Raw genomic sequence first — 16,555 nt, 5'->3', positions numbered from 1 at the left:
GCTAGCGGGTTCCGGTGGGGACGCATGCGATATCGGGGACGAGTCGGAAGACGGCGTCGGTGGCGACCTATCTCACCGCGCATTTCGCCAAGAGCCTGGTCTGGCACAGCAGCATCCTGCTCTTTGCGTTCTATTTGACCGAGGCATGCGGATTGCGTCCGGCGATGGCGGGCGCGTTGCTGGGGGTGTCGCTGGTCGTCAACGGCCTGACGGATCTCGCGGTCGGCATCCTGAAGGATCGGACGATCACCGACGGACGCGGCGCGGCGCGGTTCCAGCAGGCGGGCGCCATCGTCGTCGCGGCCAGCTTTGCGGCGTTCTGCGCGGCGTCGCTGTTGCCCGACGGGTGGCGGCTGCCGGTCGCGATCGCGTCGTTGATGCTCTTCCGGTTGAGCTATCCGATCGTCGATGTCGCGCAGAACGCATTGCTGTCGCTCGCCGACTTCGACGATATCGATCGATATGAACTCGTCGCATGGCGGTTCATGACCGGCGGCGTGGCGATCCTTGTCATCGCGACGTTGGTCGCGCCGGCGCTGGTGCTCGACGGTGGTACCGCGACGGCGCGGTTCGCGATCACCGGCGCGATACTGGCCGGCTTCCTACTACTGTCCTCGTCGCGCCTGAGGATCGGCCCGTTGCCTCGCCCGCCGGTCGCAACGGTTCGCGAGGACACGGGTTCGGCCTTCCCGGCGGTGTTGGTGATCGTCGTGCTCACCGGTTTTTCCGGGACCGTATTTCGCAAGCTGGAGGCCTATTACGCGGCGTTCGCGGACGTCGGCGCCGGGCCGTCGATGACGCTGATGATCGCGGTGGCGGTCGGCAATCTGGCGTCGCAACCGGGCTGGCTGCGGTGCCAACGTCGGTGCGGCACGGCGACGACGCTCGCGGCCAGCGCCGCTGTCACGCTTTTGGCGGGCGCGGCGTTTCTGGCGACGATGCGGCCGGGGGTGGCGTTGCCCGCCGGCATCCTGTTCGGGATCGGGTCGGGCGGCAATGGGCTGGCGCTATGGGGTATAGTCGCGACACTGGGCGCACGCGGCCGGCCGATGCTCCGCTTCGGCGCTTTCACCTGCTTGTCGAAGCTCGCGCAGGGGGCGGGTGCCGCGGCGATGGGCATTCTGCTGAGCCGGGTCGATTATCGTCATGTCATCGGCGTGCCGGGCAACGCGCTGGTCCTTACGATGATCGTCGCACCGATGGCGAGCGCGGTCGCGTGCATCGTGATCGTCCATGCGCTGCGCCGTCAGCTGAAATAATCGCGCTCGAGCAGGAGCGTCGCGGCACCGATCGTCGCGGCAGCCTCGGCGGGCAATTTCGCAACCAGCACGGGCGGTGCGACCAGGCCCTGGCCGCGACGTTGCGGTACCGCATCCTCCGGCCAGGTCATCCTCGCGGTGATCCGCGCCGCCAGCGGGCGCGGGATCCGACCGCCGATCACGATCGCGCCTGGATCGAGGACGAAGCGCAATGCCGCGGCGAGATAGGAAAATGATACGGCGTGGCGATCCACCCATGCCGTCACGCCCGGCCAGTCGTCGTCGTAGCGCGCGACAAGATCGGTGATCCCGTCGGTGGCGACGCCGTGATCGGCCAGTACCGCGCGCAAGCTGGTCAGGTTCGGTACCGGCCGGTCGGTCAGGTCGAACAATCCCGCCAGCTCGCCGGCGTTGCCGCTGGTGCCGCGGACCAGATCGCGGTGACGAACGATACCGCCGCCAAAACCCGCCGCGACGTTGAGATAGACGAAGCTGTCATGCCCCGCACCGACGCCCAGCAATCCCTCGCCCAGCGCGGCGGCGTTGCCGATATTCTCGACCATCACCGGCAGGCCGAGCCGGTCGCCGACGATCGCGGCGAGATCGACCATCGCCCAATCGTCGAGTTCGGCGGCCGGATTGACGGTCGACGGCGCCACGAAGAACCCGGCGACCGCGATGCCGATCCCGCGCAGTGCCGCGGTCGCGATGCCCGCCTCGGCACAGGCATCGGTGGCAAAACCGGCAACCGCGTCGAGGATCGCGCTACGGTTCATGCCCGCGGCGCTAACGTCGCGGCGCGCGCGGACGACGCCCGACAGGTCGACCAGCACCGCCTCGGCATGGTCGGTCATGATCGACAGGCCGATCGTCGCCGCCGCGTCAGGCCGGATGCGGACGATCGCGCTGGGCTGGCCGCGTCCTTCCGCCACCGTCTCGCCGATCGCGATCAGGCCTTCGCCCGCGAGCTCCTCGGTACCGCGAAAGACTGCGACGCCCGACAGGCCGACGCGTTTCATCAACTGCGACCGCGAGATCGGCCCGCTCTCACGGATCGTACGGAGCAGAAGCCGGTGGCGGTCGGTAAGTGTCGACCGGGCGGTTCTGGCGGAGGCGAAGGGCGGCACCGCCGGGAAGGATCGGGTCGACATCAGCATGCCTCAGTAACGATGATCAGAAGCGATGGCAGATAAAAACGACGAATTAACGCGAGTGTCAAATTAATATCATACAACACGATATATATAGAATGGATAACCAATCAGGGGGACGACGTGATCCATTCTACCAGCCGACGGGCGATGCTCGCGGCCAGCGCCGCTTTCGGCCTGTGCGCCACCGCGGCACAGGCGCAGACCATACCGCCCCAACCAGCAGCGACGGCCGACGACCCGCAAAACGAGATCATCGTCACCGGCAGCCGCGCCTCGGCCCGCGCGGCGGTGAAGGCGAAGCGCAACGCGACGGTGATCATGGACGCGGTCGCTCAGGACCAGGTCGGCCGTCTGCCGGACCTGAACATCGTCGAGGCCAGTCGTCGGATCGCGGGCGTCTCGGTCGTCGGCGGTGCGGACGCGACCAAGAACCGCGACATCTATCAGCGTGCGACGATCCGCGGACTCGATCCGCGCTACAATCTGGTGACGATCGACGACGTGCCGCTCGCCTCGCCCGACTGGGTGTACCGGGGGGCGCGGCTCGAGATGCTGCCCGCCGCGCTGGTCTCGCGGATCGAGGCGATCAAGACCGTCACCGCGCAATATGATCCGCACGCGCTCGGTGGCCAGATCAACATCGTGTCGAAAAGCGCGTTCGACCAGGATGGCAAGCGCTTCCTGGTGGTCAACGCCTTTGGCGGGCTGAACGACACCGCGGGCAAGCTGATCGAGAAGACCCGCACCGCGGTGCGCGCCGATGCCACCGCGTCGACCGTGTTCGGTCCGGGCGGCCAGTTCGGCGTCGTCGTGGCGGCGGAATATCAGCGCCTGCCATCGACCGCGCGGGCGGAACTGCCCGGCGACACGTTCGGCGCAGGCTGGACCTATTTCACGCCCGCTGGTGCCCGCACGCAATTTCCCAACCGCTCGACCGGATCGATCGCGCCGGTGCGCAACCAGGATTATTTCTTCGAGAACCTGCGCACGCGCGCCAGCGGCAACATGAAGCTGGAATGGCGTCCCGACGATGCGACTGCGGTGTCGCTGTTCGGCGGCTATTATCACGACAAGGACGTCGAGACGCGCAACGAGATGCTGACCCAGGCGACCGGCGCGCCGACCAACATGACCGCCAGTTCGGGCGGTTTCGCGCAGGCCGACGTGCAGCAGGGTCTAGTCTACCAGCCGGTCACGCGCGACACATGGCTGGTCGATGCCAAGGGGCGTCACGATTTCGGCAACCATGTCGTTCTCGATACGACGCTCGCACGATCGAAGGCGACGTACCGCGAGACGCGTCAGATGATCAAATGGGATACCAGCCCGCGCGCCGGGGCGGCGGCCAACACCTTCCTTCCGGCGGCCGGCTACAGCTACACGATCACGCCGGGCGGCGCGCCTCGCCTGACCTTCGCCAATCCCGGCTTCGTCGCCGATCCGGCCAATTACAAGGCGCTGTATTTCCGCGACATCGCCCGTGATCTCGATTCAACGGTCGATTATGGCAAGGTCAATCTCGGGTTCAATGCGGCCCCCGACGATGCCGGTTTCGGGCTGAACGTCGGCGGCGCGGTGACGCGGACCGACCTGTCCTACGATCAGCGCTATGCGGAATATGTTCCGGCGACCACCGCGGCGCAGACCGTGATCGGCGGCCTCGGTGCGGTCACCTATGCCGACCGGCCGTTGCCGTACCAGAGCACGCAGCTTCCCTATCTGCTGATCGACCGCAGCAAGGCACTGGCGCTGTTCGAGGCCAACCGGTCGCAGTTCGTGGCGACAAGCCAGATTCCCAACAACGCGGCCGACGATTTCCGCGATCTGGAGACGACCAAGGCGGTGTACGCTCAGGGCCTGTATCACGGCGAGCGACTGACCATGCAGGCCGGGGTGCGCTACGACGCGACCAACCTGACGATCGACACCAACCGCGCGCCGACCGTGGCGGGCACCACCGCCTACACGCCACAGCGGCGGCTGACGGACTATGATTTCATCCTGCCCTCCGCGCTCGCTACCTATCAGATCGACGACGAGATGCGGGTGCGCGCGGGCGTGTCGAAGACGATCGGCCGCCCGGACTATGGTCAATATGCCGCGCGGACCTCGTTCGGGATCGCCACCAACGGCCAGTTGACGATCAACACCGGCAATCCCGGTCTGCGCCCGCGCCAAGCGTGGAACTACGACCTGTCGTACGAATGGTTCATGGGCGATGGCGGGCTAATCTCGGTCGCGGCCTTCGTGAAGGACATCAAGGACGAGATCTTCACGAGCACGCAAGCCGGGCCGACGACGCTGTTCAACGGCGTCACCTATACCGACGTCGTCGTCAGCACGCCGCTCAACGCCGCCGGGGCCCGCGTGAAGGGGCTCGAGGTCTCGTTCAGCCAGGACCGCATTCCGATCCTGCCGGGACTGGGGTTCAATGCGAACGTCACGCTGCTCGACGGATCGTTCGACCAGCCGGTCAGCAGCGCCGGCATCGCCGCCGGCTCCGCAGCGACACGCAGGACCAGTGGCCTGATCCAGCAGCCCGACTATATCGCAAACATGACGGTGTTCTACACGCAAGGACCGATAGACATCCGCGCCTCGTACAACCGCATCGGCCGTGCGCTCCAGTCGAGCGATGCCGACACCCGGACGCGCGACCTGTATCAGGAGCCGCGCCAACAGCTCGATCTCCAAGCGCGCTACACCGTCACGTACGGCGTCGATCTGGTCGGACAGGTGCAGAACCTGACCAAGGAGCCGTTCGTCGTGCGGCAGGGCGAGGACCGCCGACTGCTCAACTATTACTTCCCGGTCGGGCGCACCTTCTGGCTCGGCCTGTCGTGGAAGCCACGGCTGTGAGGGGCAGTGCGCTGATCACGGCGCTGGTGCTGGCGTGTGCCGCGCCGGCCTCCGCGCAAACCGACGATACGGTGCGTCTGGTCGTGAAGTTCATGAAGGCCGACGGCGCGGCGCCGGGTTCGGTCGGGCAGGATCGGGTGCGGTTCGATCCGGCGTCCTGCCCGGCCTGCTCACTCGACACGACACCCGGCTTCGCGGCGGACAATTCTCGCGAGACGATCGTCGCGCTGAACGTGCCGCGGCTGCGCCAGCTTGAGCTCGGCTTCACCGGAACGACGCGGCGGGTGATCGTCGAGACCGGCGATCTCGCCTTTCGCATCGAGGGCGGACATCTGATCGTGCCGATTCCTCCGCTCGACCGCGACGCGATCACCGCGGGTGAATATGCGATGCACATCGTCGAGCCGGGCATGGTGCTGCGCTTCGAACACGCCGATCCGGCGCGTCGCGCGGGCGCCTATGCGACCGGCCGCTTCCCCACGGTCGAGCGACAGGCGGCAAGCAATCTGGAATTTGCGCAGCGCGAGGTGATCCGCCGGCTGGGGCTGGGCGAACGGGTCGCCCGCGAGCGGCTGGGTACAATCGAGGTGATGGGGTTCGACACCAATTATCCGCACGGCCATACCGACGCGCCGCCGCACATCCACATGCACCTGCGCTGGCCGCGCAACGCCGGGACGCAGATCGGGCATTATTATATTGGCGCAGACGGGCTGCTCGTTCGTAACGTCGTCGGCGTGAAGGGACTCGGCGCGCCCGAACGCGTCTTCGCACGCGGCGAGACATTCACGACGATCGGTCCGGACGAGCGCGGCGTCTATGCCCACACGATCACGCCAGAGGGATGGCTTGCACTGGGCACGGCTGGCGAACCATCATGTATTATCCGGCCGATCGGCGAAGGGTTCCAGTCGGGCGCACGCATACTCTGCCCTGGCCAAGCGGATATTGACGTGCGCGTGACCGACGACCTCACCGAGGCTACTGTATCGGTGCAGATCGGCAGGGTGACCGAACGCTTCCGCTACGATCGCGATACCGGCGCGTTAACCTCGCCGTCCAACGTCCCGCCATCCCCGCCATCTGTCTATATTGATACGCGTTGATGGGAGGGAGATAATGGAGCGATTCCCAGCTCTTTGCTCAGCGTCAAAAGCGAACCTCGCGATCGCTGGATTGCTGTTTTCGAGCTTGCGTGGTCTTGGCGCTCCGGACGCGCGCCAATCCCATCTGCCTTCCTTCCATTCCAAAGAAAGGATTGCGTCATCAAGCCGTGGGATCGAAAACCAGGCTCCAAGCTGCGGACAAACGTTGAGATGAACGAATGTCTGAAGTTGAGAAGTTGAAAGGAACGCGCGAATGGCCGGTTGTGGGTCGTCGTTGCTGCGGCGGGTGTCGACCAAAGATGGTCATTCGCTCCAACAATGGTAACTGTCCGGTCCTATCGGAAGCCGCCGACCGGCTAGGTCAGAGAAGCAGCCTGAGCAGTCTTGTACCGTTCGGAATGCTGCTCGCATTCTTCCCGCACGCGGTTTAGCCAAGTATCATACCAGCACCATTGATTGCCGACGGCTATAGCCCCGTAACCCTTCGCCGGGTCTTTCGCGCCGAGACGCTTCCAAAGCCGGGTATGGTTATCCATCATAAAGGCGTCGAAGTCCTCGTTCTTCATCGCCGTCACGATGGCGGCGGGAAGATACTTCTTCTTCTCCACCTCTTTCAGCGCCATGTTGAATTTTTGATCGACGTCCGATCCCGGCGGCACGATCTCCACAGCGAGATCAGCGCCGGGCGCACGGTTGGCAGTCTTGTGAACCATGAAAACCCGGAAGGCGAACCGAGGGTCGGCCTGCTGCTCCGGTGTCAATTTCTGCTCAAAATTGTCCATCGTGGTTTCGACGTGACGCGGCAGCGTGACGGCCTTTTTCAGGATCGCGCGCTGATCCGGGCTGAAGGTCACGAATTGCAGCGCGATGGGTAGGCGGCGTTCCAGCGCATGTTGGGCACCGAACATGCAATTCGTCACCGTGCAGGCTCAGGCCTGTTTCCGGGTCCACCTCCGGCCACGATGCGACGAAGGCTTCGAGCTCGTCGGCCGTCGCCGCCTTGATGGCGGCGTGTCTGGCATTGCTACGGATTTCCCCGATGGCACGGTGATTGATCGAGCGCGTCGGCCGAGTGAAATAGGCGAGGATGTCCTGATCGTTCGGCCACCTTCCGTCCGCCACCATGGCCTTGATAAGGGCTATTTCCCAACGCTCAAGTCTTGTTGCCACGGCGACGGACAGGCATGGTCAGACGGGCTCCAAGGCGTCGTGCAGGACGGCTTCCAGCAGGCGGGAGCGGGTTTGTTCGCCCATGGTGATGCTGGCTTCGAGTTGATCGCACAAGACCATCAGTTCATCGACCTTGGCGATAATGCGGTGCTGTTCGGCAAGCGGGGGGAGCGGGATCCGCATATTCTTTAAGGCTGTGCCGTTCACATTCGCTTGCCCGGTCTGCTGCTTGATCAGCGGTACGATCTGAGTTTCCCGAAAAACGGGGGCATTCATCGCGAGGTTTACATATGCCGGCAGGCTATTTTCGACCGAGCAGCGAATTCTGATGAGGTAGGATGCAAAAGTGCGGCAATCATCTTCTCCAAGATAAATTCCCGTTTTGCCGACAAGTTCGGCACTATTGGTTCGATTGTAGAGCAAGTCGAATTTTTTCAGGTAAAGGCTTGGCAGCTCCTCGGATGACGCCGGAATGCGCTTTTCATTGTTCCATACGACGCGGCCATCCTGAATGTTGCCCATCGTCAATACGGGAACACCTTGCGGTCCCGGCTCAGATTTTTCAGACGTTCCATATTGCGTGAACAAGGCAGCGTCTCCGATCCGACACCAAGCCCAGACAGGCGGAATTTCAAACGGCGCATGCTCTCCGCCTATCGGATCAAGAGGTTTCTCTCGACGGATGGCTTTCGCCTGCACCAAAGAGTGGCGCTCGCCGCTAATGCGCTGAAGTTGGTTCGCTACAGGCTCATCGCTGGGATCTTGCTCAACCAATCTACCGTGGACGGCGAGGTCGAGGATGGTTTGGCGCAACTGCTTAATCTGGTCGGGACGCGTGGCGAGTGGGGTGAGGTTGGCGAGGGTGAAGCGGGCGTCCTCGGCAAAGGTTTCGGGATCGGGTGCGTTGAGTTTGGCCAAAGCAGACAGCGTGAACGTGTCTCGCGCTGCCTCGCGCGCTGCCCGCGCCGCCTCAAGCTGATCGCACAAAGCCATCAACTTATCGACCTTAGCAACGATGCGGTGCTGTTCGGTTAGTGGTGGAAGCGGAACAGGTAGCCTGCGGACTTTGTCTGCATTCAAGTTCTGCACCACCGCGCCCGCAGCGGCATTTGCGAACGCCTTTCGCGCAAAATCAGATAGGAACAGTGACTGAAGATACCGCTTATCCACCATGTTCTCGGGAATTCGGATGACTAGCCAGCCGTCATGAATGCAGCCCGTAACATTCGTAATGTAAGGAAATCCGAAACTCATTGAATTCGACAATAATAAGTCGCCCGGGAATACCATGCGAGATCGTTTTGCGCCTTCTGGTCGAATGCGTTCTTTTACTTGATTGATGTATACTTCGCCACGAACGGCATCGCCGATCTTAATCCACGGGATGCCATTTTCTTCGGCCGTCATGAAATCCTGAATTGGCCTCGGCGATCCACCTCTCGCAATGGCAGCTATGTCATCGAGCCAGCACCAAATCCAAGAATGTGGGAGATTGAAAGGAAATTCGTTCGGTTTCCGCTCCAGCGCCTCGCTCGCAGTGTTAAAGCCCTCCGACGCCACAAGTTTGTTCTTCGCCGCCACAAGGCGCTCAAATAACGCTGAGGATGGTTCATCCGCCGCGTCCTGCTCGACCAGCTTCCCACGCACGGCCAAGTCCAGCACGAAGCGGCGCAGTCGTGCGATGGCATCGGGCGCGTCGGCAATCCGCGCATAGTGTTCCAGCAATAGCGCAGCGTTCATCGCGCCAGCGCCTCGGCCAAAATGCCTTGCAATTGCATGCGCAGGTCAGCTGTTTTGGCCTCAGCCTGATCCAGCTTTTCCAGCAATTCCGCCGGATTGCCGTGGTCGGCTTCCTCGCTATGCGGGTTTTTGAAATCGAGGTTGTAGCCGCGTGCCTTCACCTCTTCGGCGCTGACCTTCCACGCCTGAGAGCCTTCCTCGCGGTCCTTGCGCTCCGCACCGCCCCACCATTCCACGCAGGAGGCAAAGTGCTCCACGCGGATTGGCTTGGTCATCGAATAGGCCTTCTGTCCTGCTGGAACCTGATGTTCGTAGAACCAGATGTCCTTAGTCGGCTCGCCCTTTTCGAAGAACAGCAAGTTGGTGCCGATCGAGGCGTACGGCTTGAACACGGAGTTGGGCAGGCGAACGACGGTGTGGAGGTTGCACTCTTCGAGCAGCGCTTCCTTCAGCCGGGTCTTCACGCCTTCACCGAACAGGCTGCCATCAGGCAGGACGATGGCCGCCGCCCCGCCCTTGCGCAGCAGGCGGATGAACAGAGCGAGGAACAGGTCCGCTGTCTCGCGTGTGCGGAAATGCTGGGGGAAGTTGCTTTCGATGCCGTCTTCTTCCTTGCCGCCGAAGGGCGGGTTGGTGAGAATTACATCGACGCGGTCCTTCTGCTCCCACGAAATGTAGGGTCGTGCCAGCGTGTTGTCGTGGCGCACGAAGCTGGGGTCCTCCACGCCATGGAGCAGCATATTGGTGACGCATAGCATGTGAGGCAGCGGCTTCTTCTCCACGGCGCGCAGCGATTGCTGCATCAGCGCCTCATCCTCGGGCCGCTTCACGTAGCGGTCGCGCATGTGCTTCATTGCGCAGGTGAGGAAGCCGCCCGTCCCGCAGGAGGGGTCGAAGATGATCTCGCCCGGCTTTGGGTCGATTCGATCCACCATGAAGGCCGTGACGGCGCGGGGAGTGTAGTATTCTCCCGCGTTGCCGGCGGATTGCAGGTCGTTGAGAATCTGCTCGTAAACGTCGCCGAAGTGCTGGCGCTCAGACAGATTGTTGAAGTCGATGTCGTTGATCTTATTGACCACCTGCCGCAGCAACTGGCCGGATTTCATGTAGTTGTAGGCGTCCTCGAACACGTCGCGCACGACGCGTCGACGTTCGCCGGGTTGCCCGGCGGGCTTCAGGCCCTTCATCGCCGGGAACAGTTCTTCATTGACGAAGGTGAGTAGCGCGTCGCCGGTCAGCCCCTCGGGATCGGCAGCCCAATTGCGCCACTGGAATTGTTCAGGAACCGGCGAATGATAGCCGTCGCGCATCAACTCCAATTCCTTATCCTGATCGTCGATGATCTTCAGGAAGAAAAGCCAGCAGAGCTGACTGATGCGCTGGGCGTCGCCATCGACGCCGCTGTCCTTGCGCATGATGTCTTGAATGGATTTGACGAGAGTGCGAACCGACATTGATTAAGCAACTTCCTGATAAAGTTCGTTTTGTAGGTCGTGGACGGCATCTTCAAAGCCGGCCTTGCCGCCGAAAGCCTTGATGAGCTGGACTGGGGTGCCAAGCGCGTTCAGCGGCGGGATGCGCAGTACGTTGGTGTCGTCAAGATTGAGAACCCCCTCGTCGGCATACTTGTCGAGCAGGGCACGCAACACGGCGCGGGCCTGCTCACCATATTTGGCGAAAACATCGCGTTTCTGAACATTTTCCGCTCGCTCGCGCCGGGTCAGTGGCTTGCGGCCAAAGGCAACGTGGCAAATAAGGTCGAACGGATCGAGGTCTTTGCCGAGTTCACCCGCGATAACATCGAGCGCGAGGCCTTCCGCTGACAATTCATCGACCAACGCCTGTTTGCGTTCGGCACCATTCCACCGGTTAAGGAATTCGTCCAAGCTGGCGAAGTACTTGCGCAGAGCTTTCTTCGTGAAGTCTCGCAGACTTTCGGTAACAAGCTTGCCACTCTCGTCCAGATATTCCACGCGCTCGGCCACGATGATGACGGGCACACCATCGACATAGACCTTGCCACGCCTGCCGCCGCCATCGGTGATGGTGATATCCGGTGTGTCGCCACCATCGATGATGGTTTCGCCCTCGCCGGGTTGATCGCTCTGATCGTCGCCGGGGTCGCCGATAGTGCCGTCGTCATCGGGCGGCGTAACAGGATCATCCTCGCCCGGCTCATAAATTTGAACGGGCTCGCCATCGAAATCCGGGTCGGCGAAGTGGTTCGTCGCCCCTCGGAAATCCATCAGCGTGAAGAAAAACTTGCGGCTGTCTTCATGAACGCGGGTGCCGCGCCCGACGATTTGCTTGAACTCGGTCATCGATCCGACGTCGCGGTCGAGTACGATCAGCCGGCAAGTCTGGGCATCGACGCCGGTGGAAAGCAACCGTGACGTTGTGACCAGCACCGGGTAGCGGCTTTCGGGGTCGATGAAGTTGCCAAGCTGCGCCTGACCTTCGAGGTCGTTGCCCGTGATCCGCATGACGTAGCGCGAGTTCTCCGCCGCGAGGTCAGCATTTTCGTTGATGAGGGCCTGCCGCATACGCGCCGCGTGTTCCTGATCGACGCAGAAGACGATGGTCTTCTGGTAGCGGTCCCCGCTTTCTTTTAGGAATTCCGTGACCTTGCGGGCGACGAGCTTGGTCCGGTCATCCAGCACCAGTGTGCGGTCGAAATCGCGGGTGTTGTAGATACGGTCGTCAACCTCGTTGCCGTCGCGATCAAGCTGACCCTTCTCTGGCCGATAGCCCTGAATGTCGCGGTCCACGTGGACCTTGATGACCTTATAGGGGGCAAGGAAACCGTCCCGGATCCCCTGTTTCAGAGTGTAGCTATAAACCGGCTCGCGGAAGTAGTGGATGTTGGACGCGTAGCGGGTTTCCTTGGGTGTCGCGGTCAGGCCGATCTGCGTGGCATCGGTAAAATGCTCAAGAATTTCGCGCCATGCGCTGTCCTCGGCCGCGCTACCACGGTGGCATTCGTCAATAACGATGAGGTCGAAAAAGCCGGGTGAGAACTCCTTGAACAGCTTTTGCCGTTCCTCCGGCCCGGTGATGGCCTGATACAGCCCGAGATAAATCTCGTAGGCGGTATCGACGCGCCGCTTCTTGTCCATGGCGATCGGCAGGTCAATGTTCGTGCCGTCATCACGTTCGATCGTTTTCGCGTTGGCGGACAGCTTCGCCATCGCTGGGCCAAAAGGCCGGAAATCGTTGACCATCGTCTGATCGACCAGCACGTTCCGGTCAGCGAGAAACAGGATGCGCTTTTTGTGCCCGCCCTTCCACAACCGCCAGATGATCTGGAACGCAGTGTAGGTCTTCCCGGTGCCGGTCGCCATGACCAGCAGAATTCGGTTCTGCCCAGTTGCGATGGCTTCCATGGCCGCGTTGACGGCGTTGACTTGATAATAGCGCGGCTGCTTGCCGCTGCCGTCGTCATGATAATCCTCGAGGACGATCTCCTCACCTTCTGGCGTCAGGCCCCTCCACGCGGCATATCGCTGCCATAGCTCGCCCGGTGATGGAAAGGCATTAAGGGGCAGCGTGATTTCGCGCGCATCGCCTGTACCCGTGCGGTCATGGAATACGAACCCATCGCCATTCGACGCAAACACGAAGGGAATGTCGAGGGTTTCGGAATATTCCAATGCTTGCTGCATACCCGCGCCGATTGGCTGGGTGTTGTCCTTGGCCTCAATCAGCGCCAGCGGGATGTTGGGCTTGTAGTAAAGCACGTAGTCAGCACGCTTGCCTTGACCGCGACTGACCATCTTGCCGCGCACAATGATGCGGCCCTTTGTGAAACTGACCTCTTCTCTGATCTGCGTCATTTCATCCCACCCGGCGTCCTTGACAGCAGGCGTTATGAACTTCGTGCAAATGTCTCGTTCGCTCAGAGATCGTTTATTGAACATTGAAGGCCCATCCCGTGTGGACTGACCCTAGAGGCATGATGAAGATCTTGCCAGTTGGCGTGTGAATTTGCCTCGTTCAGGCGGATTCTCGATGCTCCTGCAACGGGAGCCGATAGGCAAAGCGCCGCTAGCGCGGCGATGGAAAGGCTCATAATGGAAAGGTCTGGTTCCGCCGGAAGCGGCCGTTGACGGGCGCTACCCCGAATGGCCGCAATGTCCCTATTTTCGCCGTTCCAGCTGCGGCGCGGGGCGACGATACACAGCCTAATGAACGACGAAAGTTGGGTTTGAGATTAGCGGCCGGGAATGGTGGAGATTGGGTCATCGACAGTTGGCATTCGGTCCGCTGCCTGAACAGCCAAGAGGGAAATTGCGGCCCGTTCAGGCTTCGGCGTCGCCGGCTCGGTCTATCTCGATCCGAAGACCGGGGGCGGCGTTTTCAGTGGCGGACGGGGTTGAGTTGCGGCGGAAATATCCGCTGGCTGCTCCATAGAGCCAACCGCCGCCCTTCGCGGCTCCCGTTTTCGCAAAAGTCACCGCGTGACCGACGGCGTCCACTGTAGCGCTCGCTCCATGTCCGACCGCTTTGGCCCCATCAGTTGCAACGTTCGCGACCGTGGTCAGTCCGGCGGCCGAAAAGTCCCTCACTGACGGTCCGGCCGGGTGTGCTTCTAGACCCGCTCGTATACACCTTGCCTCGTAGGCAGCCAGATTGAACGACCGCAGGTTGTAGGCAAACCAAGATCCAGTGCCTGCGGCATAGACCGCCAAGGAGACCCAGCCCACAAGCTCACGACATCATTTGCTCGATAGCCGCTCCGATCTGTTCTGCTGCACCGAGGACATGATTGTCATCGAGGTGCGCATAGCGCGAGGTCGATTGAGTGTTGCGGTGTCCGAGCAAGCGACCAATCATCGGCAGCGTTTCCCTATTCATCGCCGCATGACTCGCGAACGTGTGCCGAATATCATGAACTCGAACCCCCGGCAGCCGAGCTCGGTTGCGGATCGACGGCCAGTGATTGCCGATGCGCAGTACCGGCTTGCACAGCACCGGGTTCCAAAACAGCCACGCCACGCCCCGCTGGCGTGGCAGGGCGTCGATCACGCCACGGGCTTGATCACCCAGCCAAACGGTGCGCGGCCCTGTCTTACTGTCGCGCAGCTTCAGCCGGTTGCCCTTGACGTCCGACCATTGCAGGCCGGCCACCTCGCCGGAACGACACCCCGTCAGCAGCAAGAGGGTTACTGCCGACGCGACAACCGCCTTAAGCTTGTCCTCTCCGGCTCGATCCTCTGCCAGCACTTCGCCCAGCCGCTCCAACTCAGCGGATGACAGAAAGCGCTCGCAACGGTACTTCCGGTTAGGACGAACGGTCCGGCATGGATTGGTGTTCTCAAGACGATAGCCCCAGCTTTCTGCCTTGGTCAGCATGTTGGCGAGGATGGTCAGGCAGCGGTTGGCAGCCCCCGGTCCGGTCTCGTCATTTAGCGTGGCGAACCATTGGGTGACATGAGACTCGTTCAACTCGTCGATGAAGATGCCAGGGAAGGCATGGTCGAGATAGAGCCGGCGGTACACGCCGTGCGTCGCAAGAGTGGACGCCTTCCACTTCGCCGACCAGCGCCGCCAATATTCGTCGACGAAATTATCGAAGCGTGGCGCGGAGCGGATGCGGGCGCGATCGGTCGCCGGGTCATGACCGACCTGTGCATAGGCGATCACGCGCCGTGCAATCGTCAGCGCCTGGTGCTGGCTAATGATCGTGCTGGGTGCGATCGTGACCGTGCGGAGGCGCCCAGCCATGCGGGTCTGGACGATGTAGACTTCGCGCCCAGTGGGGTAGAGACGTAAACCAAAGCCGCGCTCATGCTCGAACCAGGTCGTCGACCGGGCCTTTGTGTCGGATCGATAGGGATATCGATATTCAAAGGATATCCCAACTTCGGCCAACGATTCGCGCACGATTCTTTTGAGTACCAGTGCGGTCATGCCCGCAGCCCCATCGCTTGAGCCAGCGCGCCAGAGACTCGCTGTGCCGCATCCCCAATGACGTCGTCTGCAAGGTGGGCGTACCGGGCGGTGGTCTCCGGCAGTACGTGACCAAGCAGTTTGCCGATAGTCGCGAGGGGGACGTTGTCCATAATGGCGGTGGATGCGAAGCTGTGCCGTAGGTCATGAATGCGCAGGTCGGGCATCGAGCACCGCTGACGCAGTGCCGTCCACCAGCTGACGACAGCGACAGGCACTTTGCCGGTTCTGTCCGGGAACACCAGAGAGCAATCTTCACTGCGAGGCAAGGCGTCCAGAATGTGCATCGCCTGACTGTTCAGCCAGATAGTCTTGGCGCCCGTCTTGCTATCGGGTAACGCCAGACGGGGCGGTTGCACCCACGTCCAACGTAGTTCGCGGATCTCTCCGACCCGCGCGCCCGTGTAGAGCAGCAGCCTGACGATCGCGACCTGCGCCGGGTGGGTTGCTTCCGCGTCCCGAAGCGCCGCGCCCAGTCGGCGATATTCCAGCGGCGAAAGAAAGCGCTCCTTTGGCTCGCGGGGGTAGCGGGGAAGACCCCGACAAGGGTTCGAACCCTTGCGTCGGAAATGGAGCGCCTCGGCATATTTCAGGAGACTGGCCAGCACCGGCACCGCACGATTGAAACGGGTTTCGGCGCCCCCCGCACAATCGTCACGCCAGCGGATCACATCGGCTGGCAACACCTCGGCGACCCGCGTTCCGCCAAAGACCGGCGCGAGGTCGCGCCGCCATGCATCATGGTTGCGCTTGGAGGTCGAAGGTTTCCAGTAACGGGCAATGTCGTGCCAGTAGGTTTCGACAAAGGCAGACAACGTCGGTGTGGCCTTCACCGACCTATGCTTGGGCAAGCCGTCCAGTGCCACCTCGGCCAACAGACGGCGCGCCTGGGCACGCGCAAGGGTTGCGTCCACGTCCTCGACCCGTCCGATCGTAACGCGGCGCTGCTTACCGCGATGACGAAGCCGCACTGTCCAGAAAGCGTGTCCGCTTGGTCGGATACGGAGGCCGAACCCGGCAAGCTCCGCGTCCCAGATGACATATTCCGAAGGGCGGGCAGGATGGTTTTTGCGAGCAAAATTACCGTCCAGTAGTGCCCGTTTTTCAGCTCTGGAGGCATTGGGGACCAAATGGCCATCAGAAGGGGCCGAATCAGGTCCGCAACCGACTAAAAACGTTGATCTTTTGGGGATCAAATGGCCATCGCCATGCCCCAAACTGCAAGCCGCTCTTGAGCGACGCACCATTGATTTTGCTAGCTTTTTTTCCATTCTGCAAGCGTAGCTTGCGTAAGGTGTGCTCTCCCGCGGGCATACAG

10 protein-coding genes are annotated in these 16,555 nt (G+C 61.9%); 3 read left to right on the top strand and 7 right to left on the bottom strand.

The features are described 5' to 3' along the window. The first annotated feature begins 59 nt into the window (after positions 1 to 59). Positions 60 to 1,259 (top strand): MFS transporter, encoded by a 1,200-nt coding sequence (locus C8J43_RS17585; protein WP_165899667.1) that lies wholly within the window; start codon positions 60 to 62, stop codon positions 1,257 to 1,259. Here the strand turns inward: C8J43_RS17585 and C8J43_RS17580 are convergent. Beyond that, on the bottom strand, positions 1,247 to 2,410 hold the full coding sequence (locus tag C8J43_RS17580; protein ID WP_165899666.1) for an ROK family transcriptional regulator: 1,164 nt from the start codon (positions 2,408 to 2,410) through the stop codon (positions 1,247 to 1,249). The genes C8J43_RS17585 and C8J43_RS17580 overlap by 13 nt on opposite strands. Positions 2,411 to 2,533: 123 nt before the next feature. On the opposite strand from C8J43_RS17580, the gene C8J43_RS17575 reads away from it, so the two are divergent. Further along, positions 2,534 to 5,272, top strand: coding sequence for a TonB-dependent receptor (locus C8J43_RS17575; RefSeq protein WP_133032018.1), 2,739 nt, complete (start codon positions 2,534 to 2,536; stop codon positions 5,270 to 5,272). Continuing rightward, a complete protein-coding gene (locus C8J43_RS17570; protein ID WP_207893442.1) occupies positions 5,269 to 6,378 on the top strand; it encodes a hypothetical protein in 1,110 nt (369 codons plus the stop codon). Before C8J43_RS17575 ends, C8J43_RS17570 begins: the two co-directional genes overlap by 4 nt. 356 nt (positions 6,379 to 6,734) lie before the next feature. On the opposite strand, the gene C8J43_RS17565 is transcribed toward C8J43_RS17570, so the two are convergent. From C8J43_RS17565 to C8J43_RS17540, 6 genes are all read right to left on the bottom strand, one after another. Then, on the bottom strand, positions 6,735 to 7,286 hold the full coding sequence (locus C8J43_RS17565) for a hypothetical protein (RefSeq protein ID WP_207893441.1): 552 nt from the start codon (positions 7,284 to 7,286) through the stop codon (positions 6,735 to 6,737). Positions 7,287 to 7,566: 280 nt separating this feature from the next. Beyond that, a complete protein-coding gene (locus tag C8J43_RS17560; protein ID WP_133032016.1) occupies positions 7,567 to 9,288 on the bottom strand; it encodes a restriction endonuclease subunit S in 1,722 nt (573 codons plus the stop codon). After that, positions 9,285 to 10,742, bottom strand: a complete 1,458-nt coding sequence (locus C8J43_RS17555) for a class I SAM-dependent DNA methyltransferase (protein ID WP_133032015.1) — start codon at positions 10,740 to 10,742, stop codon at positions 9,285 to 9,287. The genes C8J43_RS17560 and C8J43_RS17555 overlap by 4 nt, the downstream gene beginning before the upstream one ends. 3 nt (positions 10,743 to 10,745) lie before the next feature. Then, positions 10,746 to 13,205, bottom strand: a complete 2,460-nt coding sequence (locus tag C8J43_RS17550; protein WP_133032014.1) for a DEAD/DEAH box helicase family protein — start codon at positions 13,203 to 13,205, stop codon at positions 10,746 to 10,748. A gap of 790 nt (positions 13,206 to 13,995) precedes the next feature. Next, positions 13,996 to 15,198, bottom strand: a complete 1,203-nt coding sequence (locus C8J43_RS17545; protein ID WP_133032013.1) for a site-specific integrase — start codon at positions 15,196 to 15,198, stop codon at positions 13,996 to 13,998. Continuing rightward, the gene (locus C8J43_RS17540) at positions 15,195 to 16,367 is read right to left on the bottom strand and encodes a site-specific integrase (protein WP_133032078.1); all 1,173 of its coding nucleotides are present in this window, start codon (positions 16,365 to 16,367) and stop codon (positions 15,195 to 15,197) included. The genes C8J43_RS17545 and C8J43_RS17540 overlap by 4 nt, the downstream gene beginning before the upstream one ends. Between the last annotated feature and the right edge of the window lie 188 nt (positions 16,368 to 16,555).

Origin of the sequence: Sphingomonas sp. PP-CE-1G-424, assembly GCF_004341085.1 — a bacterium.
Lineage (GTDB): Bacteria > Pseudomonadota > Alphaproteobacteria > Sphingomonadales > Sphingomonadaceae > Sphingomonas.
This window is presented reverse-complemented; position numbering and strand designations above follow the sequence as displayed.

What these genes read in the sequence shown, in the direction of transcription:
- C8J43_RS17545 (WP_133032013.1), bottom strand. Translation starts at nt 15,198, where the DNA reads ATGACCGCACTGGTACTCAAAAGAATCGTGCGCGAATCGTTGGCCGAA.
- C8J43_RS17565 (WP_207893441.1), bottom strand. Translation starts at nt 7,286, where the DNA reads ATGTTCGGTGCCCAACATGCGCTGGAACGCCGCCTACCCATCGCGCTG.
- C8J43_RS17555 (WP_133032015.1), bottom strand. Translation starts at nt 10,742, where the DNA reads ATGTCGGTTCGCACTCTCGTCAAATCCATTCAAGACATCATGCGCAAG.
- C8J43_RS17550 (WP_133032014.1), bottom strand. Translation starts at nt 13,205, where the DNA reads ATGTTCAATAAACGATCTCTGAGCGAACGAGACATTTGCACGAAGTTC.
- C8J43_RS17560 (WP_133032016.1), bottom strand. Translation starts at nt 9,288, where the DNA reads ATGAACGCTGCGCTATTGCTGGAACACTATGCGCGGATTGCCGACGCG.
- C8J43_RS17580 (WP_165899666.1), bottom strand. Translation starts at nt 2,410, where the DNA reads ATGTCGACCCGATCCTTCCCGGCGGTGCCGCCCTTCGCCTCCGCCAGA.